Source organism: Chamaesiphon sp. VAR_48_metabat_135_sub, assembly GCF_031418915.1.
Classification (GTDB): Bacteria; Cyanobacteriota; Cyanobacteriia; order Cyanobacteriales; family Chamaesiphonaceae; genus Chamaesiphon.
In genome coordinates this window covers 1-11,578 of record NZ_JANOJV010000290.1, presented here as the reverse complement: position 1 = coordinate 11,578, position 11,578 = coordinate 1, and the positions used below count along the sequence as shown (strand labels likewise).

Genomic DNA, 11,578 nt, shown 5'->3' with positions numbered 1-11,578 from the left:
TGTTGTAATTGCCACAGATTTTCTTCCTTGTTAATAAGTAGGGTGAAAAATCCCCCCCCAGGAGCGGCGGTTTTATTCTGGGGGAACCCCAGAATAAAAAACCGACAAGAGAGGGGTGCCCGTAGGGCGGGGTGGGTAGATATCCGCACCCCTCAAACCTATGCCCTGTCGATACTTACAACCCGACTACCACGCTGATTCAAGCGTTGAAGCGTGCTATTGAGTTGTTCGTAAGTCACGAGACACTCGCTCGAACTGCGACGTACTTGAGTAGTGCGACTGCGGTTGGCTTGAACGATGCTAATTCGGTACATTTGACCGCGTGCGCCTTTGGCATTACCCGCTAAACCGCGACCAGAATTAGGCGTGCGGACGGTAGATGCCGAACCTTGAGCCAATTCTGTTGTCAGCGCAGCACCCTTGTTATTACCTTGAGCGCGATCGCTATTGGCATAACCCTGGTAGAGTTGGAACATCCGCGTAAAACCAACACTTGTTTGTCCCCGTTGAGTGGCAAAACCACGATGGTAAGGGACAATCGCCTCACCAAAGCTGTCTTGATATTCCATCGAGTCTAGATAGGAGTCGATTTCAGCGGCGTATCCACGATCGACAAACCGATTTACATGCTCGGTAATTTCCGCTTCATTCGCAGGAGCGCGTCCTAATAAGTGCTTAAAAGTCAGTTCGATGAACCGGACTTGGGGAGTTGAATAAAAGAATTTTTGTTTATATAGTTCTGATTGTGCCAATGCACGCACAAAATCCCGCACAGTCATTGCTCCATTTTTGAGGAGTGATTCCGCACTGGTTAATCGTTCGCTTTCCATGATATGGTCGTTGCCGAAGACCTGCCGATAAGCAGCCCAAATTACAGCCCGAACATTATCCTCAGAATTCGTCCGTAGTTCTACTGGTGAGTTACCAGCAAACGGCTCGAACCCCAACTGTCTTGCAGCCATAGAACTTGTCATCGTTGCTATTCCTTAATTTATATGTGCTTACAACAATCCCAGAGCCACAGGACATCATTCGTTCCCACCCTTGAGCACGAATGACAGCCTATAGTTCTGGGAATTTTAAGAGCGAATTAGCTCAATGCATTGATGGCATAATCGATGTAGGAGTTCGCTTCGCTAGCAGAGTCGCCGGATAAACCGTGGTTAGCTTTAACGTATTTGAGAGCTTCTACATACCAGCTAGGAGACAATTCAAAAGTAGAATTGATTTCAGCCAAACCACCAATCAGGTAGTCGTCCATAGGGCCAGTACTACCAGCAATTAGGCAGTAGGAAACCATGCGAATATAGTAACCGATGTCACGAGCACATTTAGCTTTACCGCGAGGGGTAGAAGCGTAGTTGTTGCCACTCATGGTAGTAGTGTAAGGAAATTTGCTATAAACTGCGCTAGCAGCACCATCAGCCAAGCTTTGAGCTTTGCCACTGAGAGCTTTAGCAGCATCGAGGCTAGCAGTAGCCTGACGAATGCGACCAAAAGCGACTTGAAGTTCGGTAGAACTCAAGAAACGACCTTGGGAATCAGCGGTAGCTACAGCTTCGGTTAAAGGAGTTTTCATTTTTTACTTATCTCTCAATCAATAATTTTGCAAACATTAACTAGCGATCGGTCAACTGTTGGATTAACCTACAGCGGAAGCAGCGCGATCGAAATAACCACCTAACTCAGCCATCAGGGAGCTACAGTCGCCTTTAGTGATACCGTTGGGGTCATTAGCAATTGCAATTGCAGCAGCTTTCATTTTGCCAACACCAGTAGCTACGGAACCACCAGGAACGCCTAGCGCGAGGTAAGTTTCGCGTAAGCCATTGAGACAACGATCGTCGAGTACGCTAGCATCACCAGTGAAGGTAGCGTAAGTAACGTAGCGTAAAATGATTTCCATGTCGCGTAAGCAAGCAGCCATACGACGGTTGGTGTAAGCATTTCCACCAGGAGCGATCAAGTTTGGTTGCTCGTCAAACAATGAACGTGCTGCATTAGCAACAATTGCCGAAGAGTTGGAAGTGATTCGGTTAACAATATCAATCCGCTTGGTGCCATCAGCTACCATTGCTTTGAGTGCATCAATCTGAGAATCGCTAGCAAATGTGCCTTGTGCATCTGCTTGAGCAACCACTTTAGTGAAAGCGTCTAACATCTAAGGAAACTCCCTATGTTGCAAATATAAATTACTTTGAAAAATATGAATTCCCGATCGACAGTTACGTGTCAGGAATTCAATGTCTTTTGAACCAATTTGATTAAACCAATTCTCCTGTGCAAATTTTGTGCAAATTTCGATCGATCGAGCAGATCGTCGAATTAAGAAATATTAAATTAGCCTTAAAGCCATGCTGAGTAAATAATCTAGCTTTCTGAGAATATTATATTTACTGTAAAGAAATTGTTACATTAGCGATCCCCAATTCTTTGCACGCATTCTACACAGTCGATCGACGACAGTAATGAAAAGCTTCAGATTCCTAACTTCTTCAAGAAGCCTTTGGATCTATAATCGGTGCAAATGAATTTAGATAATGAGTGGTAATTTTATCGATCGATGTGTAATGATTTAACGATCGATCTAAATTAAATTTTCCTTCCAGAAACTTAATTACGAATTATTAAAATAAAATATATGTCTACATCATTACGCGATAAACAACATCCCCTGATCCGACAATTAGCCGATCGGATTGAAAGCACCTGGCAACAACATCTCACCCTCTCACCCTATCAAATTCCCCACGATCTCGGCTATGTGGAAGGGAGTCTCGAAGGCGAACGCCTAGTTATCGAAAATCGCTGCCATCAAACTCCCCAATTTCGCAAAATCCACCTCGAACTGGCGCAGGTTGGGAAAAATCTGGATATTCTCCACTGTGTGATGTTTCCCAATACCGATTACGATTTGCCGATTTTTGGAGCTGATATCGTCTGTGGAAGAGGTGCCATTAGTGCCGCAATTGTCGATTTGTCGCCAGTTAATCGAGATCGATCCTTACCTGTGAGTTACCAACGAGCTTTATTTGAACTACCCGCTGTCAACTTCTCCCAAGTACGAGATTTACCAGCCTGGGGCGATATTTTCTCGGATTATTGCTTATTTATCCGTCCGACAGATGCAACAGAGGAAGCCGATTTTCTGGAGTATGTGCTGTCGATGTTGTCGATTCATTGCCAAGTTGCCAGCCAAACCGAGCCAGCGCAATCTGCGCCAGAAATTGCGACCATTTTAGCAGGACAACGGTATTATTGCGATCGACAACAGCAGAACGACAAAACCCGCCGCGTGTTAGAAAAATCCTTCGGTACTGAATGGGCCGATCGATACATGACTACAATGCTATTCGATTATGCTGCTGAAGTTGTGGCTTGTTAGGACGAAAAATTGCCCGCAGCTTTCAGGAATAACCAATCGAGATGTGGTAGTTAGGATCGAGGCGGGTGGATTGTCATCATGCCGAAACCAACATTTTGTGTGTGTGAGTCTCAAGCAATGGAAAGCACTGGATTACGCTATCGATTTCCCCAACTATTTGCGGGATTAGCTTTATTATCTGCTTCTCTAATCGTTAGCTCCTTTCTGTGGGCGGGAGCGATTCGGAATATCAAAAGAGTAGATGATGCCTTACTAATTACGGGATCTGCCAAACGACCGATTAGAGCGGACTATATCGTATGGAAAGTTTCGCTGTCCAGTCAACAGCCTACCACTCAAGCGGCTTATCAAGAATTGAAAGCATGGATCGATCGAGTTCAACGTTATCTCGCCGAGGCAAAAGTGCCCGACTCAGAGATTTCTCTAAATTCTCTAGAAACAGTTTCAGTTCCCGAACTGAATAATAATACTGGACGAGAAACAGGTAAAACACTCGCTTATAAACTCAGTCAAAAACTAGAAATTCGCTCTGATAAAGTCGATCGATATGCTAAATTATCCCAAAAAATTACCGAACTGATTAACGAAGGAATTCCGCTGACATCCGAACCACCAGAATATCTCTATAATGAACTGAGTAAACTGCGAATCGAGATGGTGGCAGAAGCTACCAAGGATGCAAAAGCCAGAGCCGAATCAATTGCCAAAAGTACTGGTAATCGCGTCGGTGGCGTGCGCAGTGCTGATACTGGTGTCTTTCAAATTACCCCTCGCAACTCAACTGCGGTAAGTAATGGTGGTAGCTACGATACCAGCTCGATCGACAAGGACATCACTGCAGTAGTATCTGTGAAATTTGGAATTGACTAAAGGATATTTTGAACTTTAGAGCGACTGATAAATTCTGATTAGTCTGTTTCAACAGAGTTGAGCTATCAGCCCGCACTTTAGTAGCGTCTACGTGTGCCTGCCGTCAGGCACACGTAGACGCTACCCAAACAAATGAATTTACTGGTACAACCACGAGGCGGAAACCTCCACAGGTGTTGCACCGAGCAGCGGATGCGCGCACGCCTTTGTGCCCTGATGGTTTTGCTATCGATTTAGTACGATCTAATGCGCCACTTATTCAGACGGTATTCAGCTACACTTGCTAAGGCGCGAGCTTCAGCTAATTGGGCTGAGGGGCTATCATTACCAGTACTAGCCGAACTACCATTGGAAACGATTGCTGCTCCAATATTAGCCATTGGACGTAAGGCATCAATTTGTGCCTGGGTTGAGTCCCGCAGCTCGCTCTGCGGAGTTGCTACCGACGGGACAACTTGCGGTACATAGACAGGGACAGCAACATCGGATCGCTTGAACAAATTAGCCATCAGTGCGTTGACATCTGTAAACTGAGTTGGCCCAACATAGTTATAAATTAGCACCTGTTGCAATTTGGGTCGATTGCCAGTCCTCAGATCCTTATCACTACTAGCTGCACCGCGTTGCAAAGATCGCATATTCGTAACAGCCTGCATCGACAGCCCCATTTGGGTACTAAAACCCCGCTCGAACGGTACTACCATCTCGCCATAGGCATCTTGATATTCATCACTTTCGATGTAGCTATCAATTTCAGCATCATGACCGCCATAATCAAGGATGTTACTATGAGCGCGCATTTCATCAAAATCAGCGGGTGCTCGTCCCAACAGATGTTTAAAGTTTAGCTCGATCGCGCGGTAGCGATAGCAACTGTCAAAAAATTTCGATCGATATAGTTCAGATTTGGCAACTAGGCGCACAAATTCGCGCACGCTAATCTCTCTCGACCTTAATTGTGACTCAGGAACGACCAGTCGTTCGCTCTCCATCACATAGGCGTTCCCTAAAACTTGGCGATAGACATTATTAATCAATACATCAACCGCGCTATTGTCATCATCTAATGACATCCACACTGGATTTTTAGCAAAAGTGCTAACCATCGAAATAACTCCCAAATTTATGATATGAGCTGTTTTTGGTATTTAAAAACTAGCAATTCTCTCAACGTGGCAAGAGATCGATCGAAAATCTGATCCTTATCGATCGCCGTAATCCTTAAAATTTCGCTGCTAATTTTTGAACGATCTAAATTTTGCTAGAAAGTTGGCTATTTCTAATTTGAAAAATTATTGTTAAAACTTTAAACAGTCGATTGCTAACAGATTAGGTCAAAATGAGCGCGTAAAAACTAAATGTTAAGCACATCTTCATCTAAAGTGAGTCGGCGAGTCTTAATGCTGTCGCAAGCGACGATCGAATATCACTTTGCATCAACTAAATTACAGGTTTGAGGCGATCGAACTAACAAGCCATATTCAATTCCTTGAGCGACAGCTTGATAGGAGGCTTCGAGGATATTATCAGATACGCCGATCGTCGTCCAGCGATGTAGTCCATTACTCGATTCCACCAAAACGCGAGTCACTGCGGAAGTCCCCTCTGCTCCGTCGATAATCCGCACTTTATAGTCGGTTAAATAACATTTATTTAGTTCTGGGTAAAATTGACTTAGTGCTTTGCGTAAGGCGGCATCTAGAGCTGATACAGGGCCATTTCCTTCGGCGGCTTCGAGGATGTTTTGACCATCAACAGCGATCTTGATGGTCGCGAGGGAGTGGTGTTGGGTGGCGTTGGCGTAGTCTCGCCCAGGGAGAATCGAGCAATGCACCTGAAAATCCTGAATTGTAAATAGGGTAGAGGTTTGACCGAGGATTTCACGCATCAAGAGTTCAAAACTCGCCTCGGCTCCTTCAAATTGATAGCCTTGATATTCCAATTCTTTGAGTCTGGTTAAAATCTGGCGAGTGCGGGGATCTGCTTTGGTAAGTGTCAATCCCATCTCGCTGGCTTTGATTAAGACGTTGCTCAATCCCGACTGTTCGGAAATCGCAATTCGGCGTTCGTTTCCTACCTGGGTGGGGGCGATATGTTCGTAGGTGAGGGGGTTGCGTTCGACGGCGGAGACGTGGATGCCGCCCTTGTGGCTGAAGGCGCATTTGCCAACGAAGGCGGCGTAGTCATTGGGTGCAACGTTGACAACTTCGCTAATATATCTACTTACCTGTGTGAGGCGAGTGAGATTTGGAGGGGTGATACATGAGTAACCGAGTTTGAGTTGGAGGTTGGGGATAATCGAGCAGAGGTTGGCATTTCCACAGCGTTCGCCATAACCGTTGATTGTCCCCTGTACCATTGTCACTCCGCTGGTGACGGCGGCGATCGCGTTAGCAACAGCTAGTTCGCAATCATTGTGAGGGTGAATGCCAAATTGGAGCTGCTTGTTTGGATCGATTCTCGTTCCGAGAGGGTACCCCAACGACTTAACTACCTCACCGACAATTCTGGTAATATCTTGGGGCAGTGTCCCCCCGTTAGTATCGCAAAATACTAGCCAATCAGCACCAGCCGAGATCGCCGTTTTTAACGTCTGAAGCGCGTATTCAGGATTTGCCTGATAACCATCGAACCAATGTTCGGCATCATAAATCACCCGTCGCCCCTGGGAGACTAGATACTCGATCGAGTCCCGAATCATCTCCAGATTCTCGCCTAAATTGGTCTTTAAGCCTTCCGTAACGTGTAAATCCCAAGACTTACCGAAAATCGTCACCCACTTCGTCCCAGCCGCTAGAATCGCCGCTAACATTTTATCTTCAGCCGCCAATCCGCCAGGGCGACGAGTCGAACAAAAAGCGACTACTTCAGATTGAGTCAGCGGCTCTAACTTTAACCGCCGAAAAAACTCCCCGTCCTTAGGATTGGCACCTGGCCAACCGCCTTCAATCCACGGTATACCCAATCTGTCGAGTTGTCTGGCAATTTTAACCTTATCTTCAACCGACAAGGTTAAACCTTCCCGTTGTGCGCCATCTCGGAGTGTCGTATCGTAAATTTGGATCTGAGTCATTTCGATTTTAGATTTTGCAGATGCAACATTTTTGGATTTTGCCTACAGCCAAAATCGATTTAACCTCGTTCGATTCCGGCAATGTTAGCTGTCGCTATTTGGCTTAGGGTAGCATTATGTTTGCGAGCGCAAATAACAATTGTTGCTTAGAAATCGGATGTTCCTAGATCTCGTCCTGCTCGTGCTAATCAAGGCGCGGAAATAAAGTCTATAACGTCAGAACAGATACACCCAAACAATTCAGCCGCTCGGATCGGCGATAGATGGCGATCGGCATATTTTATTTACCAGATATATTGTAATCCCATTTACTGATTCTCGTTCGGTTTCTCCAGCAGCTCGGCGATGGTAAAGAACGCCACTCCATCAATCGACGATCGATCGGTTAGTTTCAAAAATAACGATAATGCCCGATCTGTTTCCACGCAAATAGCACATCTTCAACCTTCGTACCCCAACCTGCATTATCGACGATCGCCAACCTGTTGGGTGCAGGAAGAATATTCGTGACAATGCCAATATGCTACTGTCCACCGCCAAAATCCCAAGTCATGATATCCGCTGGTTGATAATCCTGTGGGTTATTCGTCACGGAACTAAATCCCCACCCTAACAACCCAATTATCAATTATCAATTAATTTAAGATTGTCTCTAACCTGCATTAAAATCTGTCCAAGATGATTTGTGCCAGTTCGATCGATCCCACAGCCCCAGAAGTAATCTACAGGCGAATTCTCAACAATTTTGGCAGCTAGTGTGTCCAGTAAAACCTGCTGGATGTCCAAATGATGGTTGAATTTTTGCCACACAGCACCATACATAATCTCGCATTTCCGTAGATCCCAGTCTGGGCGCGGTTGATGTTTGGGGTTGCGCCCGATTTTTGCCGCAGATTCTGGAGTGGGTGCAGCTTGAATTTCCGCCATTAAATACTCAAACTTGGTTCCCTCAAATTTATGCGCTTGATAATAGTGTTCGACAGTCGCCCACTTTTTGCCCGCTAACTCAATTAAGTGGGGAGAAAAGTTGGAAAAGCAGCCATAGGGTGCGTCTACTTTGTAGAAATAAATTGTCAATGGGTCTAAAGCTCACTCACTTTTGGTAGTTTACGACACTTTTTTGCTAATTAGTCTCAATTGACTTGAATTAATTCTCACTGGTGGGGCATTATATTTTTATGCTACTAGCACAAATTAACAGATCGTCAAGTTATTGGACGATGTTCCACAACCGCACTGAATCATCGATAGTCTTACCCCCAGCCATGAACAAACGAGATCGCCGAGTCCAACGTGTATTGCAAATTACTTTGGTTTTGAATCTAGTCGTGATGATAATGAAACTTGCGGTAAGCTGGTATTCAGGATCGTTGAGTTTATTTGTCGATGCGTTGCATAGCATGACTGATAGTTTTAATAATATCTTGGGATTGGCCGCAAATCATGCTGCGGCAGCGGAACCTGATCGAGAACATCCTTACGGACATCAAAAATTTGAAGCTTTAGGTGCGTTGGCGATTGCGGCTTTTTTGGGGATTACTTGTTTAGAAATCGTGCGTGGGGCGATCGATCGAATTATACATGGTAGCAAACCAGTTCAGATGTCTGAATCGGTGCTGTGGGTGATGCTAGCCGTGCTGGGGATTAATATTCTTGTCGTCTTGTACGAACGGAATGTTGGTAAACGAACCAAGAGTCAGATTTTGCTGGCTGATGCGGCAGATACGATGAGCGATATCTGGGTGACAATGGTTGTGATTATTGGTTTGGTTGGTGTCTGGATGGGCTATCAGTGGTTAGATGTGGTGTTGGCTTTTCCCGTGGGGGTATTGGTGCTCAAGAGTGGTTGGGAAATACTTAGGAGTAATTTACCTTGGCTGGTAGATGAGATGGCGATCGATCCCAAACACATTCACCGTCACGCAATGAGTGTCGCTGGGGTGGCTGGTTGTCATGATATTACCTCTAGAGGACTATTAGGAAGGCAAGCTTTTATCGAAATGCGATTGGTAGTGACAGCGACAGATGTAGATAGTGCTCACAAGATCGTTAAAAAGGTCGAAAACCGTCTCAAAGCTCATTATCAACCAGTGCGGATTGCCATCTCGATCGAACCATTAGGCTACTGCATCGATAACAATGCCTATTCGTAAATTCATAATGATAAATATTATTATTTAATTAGATCGATCGTTATAATAACTAATGAAGATGACTTCTAAATACTCATCGCCACTCGCCACCAGCATTGATGTCTAATCTCGATCGATTTATTCAAAATCCCTTCCTCCACCGTCGTCAGTTGCTCAAATACGGATTAGCAGGATTGGGTTTGACTACCGCTACACTTGCTTGGCAACAACTCCAGCCCGAAACCCCTGCGAGAATCCCCGTAGTCCCAGCGAATAGCCCGATGATGGGCAATTCGTTTAGTCCGATGCAGACTTTGCGAGATTTTGATTATGGCACCGTTAAACAGGAAAATGGACGGACTGTCAGAGAATTTAGATTGATAGCTGGAAATACCACACTTCAGTTGAATACAGCAGTGTCATTCAATAGTTGGAATTTTAATGCTAGGGTACCCGCGCCCACATTGAGAGCTAAAGCGGGGGAACTGATTCGAGTATCTTTTCTTAATCGGGCGGGACATGCGCACTCGCTGCATTTTCACGGCTTTCATCCCGCTGCAATGGATGGAATCAAACCAATTCGGAATGGGAAAGGGATGATTTATGAGTTGGAGGCTGAACCCTATGGTGTCCACTTATATCATTGTCATGTTGCACCAGTGACGCGCCATATCGGTAAGGGTTTATATGGGATGTTGATTATCGATCCGCCCGAACCTCGGCCTGTGGCTGATGAAATGGTGCTGTTGATGGGTGGCTACGATGTCAATGATGATGGCAAAAATGAGCTATATGCGTTTAATGGTGTGCCAGATTACTATATGATGCACCCGATCGAGATTTATCAGCATCAATTAGTTCGGCTATATGTCTTAAATATGATTGAAATCGATCCCGCTGTGACATTCCATCTCCATGCAAATATGTTTGATGTGTATCCCACAGGAATGACGCTAAAACCTAGTCATACCACCGATGTAATTACGATGGGCACGGCAGAACGGCATATTCTAGAGTTTAAGTTCAAGTATCCAGGCGAATTTATGTTTCATCCGCATCAAGATTCGATCGCCGAAAATGGCTGTATGGGCGCATTTAAGGTTATTCCAGCCACTTAATAGAAATTAATCTCAAATAAATTGACATTAGTTATCATTAAGTACACAATTAAGATGACTAAAACGATCGATCTAGATCGATCGTATTTACTTTCGATCTGATTTGTAGCTCGACCTAAATCAGATCGCCATTGTATCGATCGAAGTTTGGAATCGATATCAGATGTTCAAAAGCTAGTACCAGCCTAAAAATTTCATCTTTCATCTTAAATTTACTTCTATGAAAAACCAAGAATATATTAAAATAGCCTTTGTTGCTTTTGCAGCTTCAATTGTAATTAGTGCTTGCAACAATACCCCGACTACTACCAAAACAGAAATTAGTCCCAATCCCTCAACCCCTAACGCCGAAAAACCCAAAGCAGACTCAACACATGCAGGTAGTCATAGTGGCGGTAAAAAAATTAATATTAATAGTGCAATTTTATCAGAACTCGATAAACTAGAAGCTAAACTAGGGATTCCAGCCTTGTCAAATAAAATTCAAGCCGAACGTCCTTACAAAACACCTGAAGAATTAGTTACCAAAAAAGTTATCGACCAACGACAATTCGACCAGATTAAAGATTTGGTAACAATTGAAGATGTTGTCCTCACTGGAATCGAGAAAGATGCCGATTACATGGTCAAATTGGGACTGATGAAAGGTCACTTATTTGTAGCCAAAGAACTGCTAGACCTGAAGAAGCCTAAAGAAGCTGAACCCCATATTGGTCATCCCGTTGAAGAGATTTATACAGATGTGGCAGATCAATTGAATGAGCGCAAAGTAAAAGAGTTTAAAACCACTTTGATTGCACTTGAAGATATGGTCAAAGCTGGAGCTAAAGATATGCCTAAAGTTACTACCAATCTTAATGCATCACAAACATCGATCGATCTAGCAATTGCCGCATTACCGGATGCCCAACGTAAAAATCCAACCTTCGTATTGCAAGTAATTAATGGTTTATTAGATACTGCCAATTCTGAATATGGTGCAGCCATTACCGATGGTAAA

The 11,578-nt window shown here is 44.4% G+C and carries 12 protein-coding genes; 5 read left to right on the top strand and 7 right to left on the bottom strand.

The features are described 5' to 3' along the window. Window positions 1-158 precede the first annotated feature (158 nt). From RMO55_RS20250 to RMO55_RS20240, 3 genes are all read right to left on the bottom strand, one after another. Entirely contained in the window at window positions 159-974 is an 816-nt protein-coding gene (locus tag RMO55_RS20250; RefSeq protein ID WP_310429690.1) for a phycobilisome linker polypeptide, read from the bottom strand. Window positions 975-1,090: 116 nt separating this feature from the next. After that, window positions 1,091-1,579: a phycocyanin subunit alpha gene (gene cpcA, locus RMO55_RS20245; protein WP_310429688.1), complete on the bottom strand. Its 489-nt coding sequence runs from the start codon at window positions 1,577-1,579 to the stop codon at window positions 1,091-1,093. 63 nt (window positions 1,580-1,642) lie between these two features. Next, window positions 1,643-2,161 (bottom strand): phycocyanin subunit beta, encoded by a 519-nt coding sequence (locus tag RMO55_RS20240; RefSeq protein ID WP_310429686.1) that lies wholly within the window; start codon window positions 2,159-2,161, stop codon window positions 1,643-1,645. Window positions 2,162-2,641: 480 nt separating this feature from the next. Between RMO55_RS20240 and RMO55_RS20235 the strand changes: the two genes are divergently transcribed. Then, window positions 2,642-3,385: a phycocyanobilin:ferredoxin oxidoreductase gene (locus RMO55_RS20235; protein WP_310429684.1), complete on the top strand. Its 744-nt coding sequence runs from the start codon at window positions 2,642-2,644 to the stop codon at window positions 3,383-3,385. A 117-nt stretch (window positions 3,386-3,502) separates the two neighbouring features. Further along, window positions 3,503-4,255 (top strand): SIMPL domain-containing protein, encoded by a 753-nt coding sequence (locus RMO55_RS20230; protein WP_396134426.1) that lies wholly within the window; start codon window positions 3,503-3,505, stop codon window positions 4,253-4,255. Window positions 4,256-4,488: 233 nt separating this feature from the next. Here RMO55_RS20230 and RMO55_RS20225 read toward each other — a convergent pair whose 3' ends face one another. From RMO55_RS20225 to RMO55_RS20215, 4 genes are all read right to left on the bottom strand, one after another. After that, entirely contained in the window at window positions 4,489-5,361 is an 873-nt protein-coding gene (locus tag RMO55_RS20225; protein ID WP_310429680.1) for a phycobilisome rod-core linker polypeptide, read from the bottom strand. A 320-nt stretch (window positions 5,362-5,681) separates the two neighbouring features. Further along, window positions 5,682-7,328 carry a citramalate synthase gene (cimA, locus tag RMO55_RS20220; protein ID WP_310429678.1) on the bottom strand — a complete coding sequence of 549 codons (1,647 nt, stop codon included), beginning with the start codon at window positions 7,326-7,328 and terminating at the stop codon, window positions 5,682-5,684. Window positions 7,329-7,719: 391 nt separating this feature from the next. Next, window positions 7,720-7,842, bottom strand: coding sequence for a DUF1287 domain-containing protein (locus RMO55_RS22365; RefSeq protein ID WP_396134425.1), 123 nt, complete (start codon window positions 7,840-7,842; stop codon window positions 7,720-7,722). A 110-nt stretch (window positions 7,843-7,952) separates the two neighbouring features. Next, the gene (locus tag RMO55_RS20215) at window positions 7,953-8,405 is read right to left on the bottom strand and encodes an NADAR family protein (RefSeq protein WP_310429677.1); all 453 of its coding nucleotides are present in this window, start codon (window positions 8,403-8,405) and stop codon (window positions 7,953-7,955) included. 188 nt (window positions 8,406-8,593) lie between these two features. On the opposite strand from RMO55_RS20215, the gene RMO55_RS20210 reads away from it, so the two are divergent. From RMO55_RS20210 to RMO55_RS20200, 3 genes are all read left to right on the top strand, one after another. After that, window positions 8,594-9,481 carry a cation diffusion facilitator family transporter gene (locus RMO55_RS20210; RefSeq protein WP_396134424.1) on the top strand — a complete coding sequence of 296 codons (888 nt, stop codon included), beginning with the start codon at window positions 8,594-8,596 and terminating at the stop codon, window positions 9,479-9,481. A 98-nt stretch (window positions 9,482-9,579) separates the two neighbouring features. Continuing rightward, complete coding sequence (locus RMO55_RS20205; protein ID WP_310429672.1) at window positions 9,580-10,578, top strand: multicopper oxidase domain-containing protein; 999 nt, start codon at window positions 9,580-9,582, stop codon at window positions 10,576-10,578. 220 nt (window positions 10,579-10,798) lie between these two features. Then, a partial coding sequence (locus RMO55_RS20200; RefSeq protein WP_310429670.1) for a helix-hairpin-helix domain-containing protein occupies window positions 10,799-11,578 on the top strand: 780 nt, incomplete at its 3' end.

Bases quoted from the DNA above. Each gene is read 5' to 3' on its own strand.
- RMO55_RS20250 (WP_310429690.1), bottom strand. From the start codon at position 974: ATGACAAGTTCTATGGCTGCAAGACAGTTGGGGTTCGAGCCGTTTGCT.
- cpcA (WP_310429688.1), bottom strand. From the start codon at position 1,579: ATGAAAACTCCTTTAACCGAAGCTGTAGCTACCGCTGATTCCCAAGGT.
- RMO55_RS20240 (WP_310429686.1), bottom strand. From the start codon at position 2,161: ATGTTAGACGCTTTCACTAAAGTGGTTGCTCAAGCAGATGCACAAGGC.
- RMO55_RS20235 (WP_310429684.1), top strand. From the start codon at position 2,642: ATGTCTACATCATTACGCGATAAACAACATCCCCTGATCCGACAATTA.
- RMO55_RS20230 (WP_396134426.1), top strand. From the start codon at position 3,503: ATGGAAAGCACTGGATTACGCTATCGATTTCCCCAACTATTTGCGGGA.
- RMO55_RS20225 (WP_310429680.1), bottom strand. From the start codon at position 5,361: ATGGTTAGCACTTTTGCTAAAAATCCAGTGTGGATGTCATTAGATGAT.
- cimA (WP_310429678.1), bottom strand. From the start codon at position 7,328: ATGACTCAGATCCAAATTTACGATACGACACTCCGAGATGGCGCACAA.
- RMO55_RS20210 (WP_396134424.1), top strand. From the start codon at position 8,594: ATGAACAAACGAGATCGCCGAGTCCAACGTGTATTGCAAATTACTTTG.
- RMO55_RS20205 (WP_310429672.1), top strand. From the start codon at position 9,580: ATGTCTAATCTCGATCGATTTATTCAAAATCCCTTCCTCCACCGTCGT.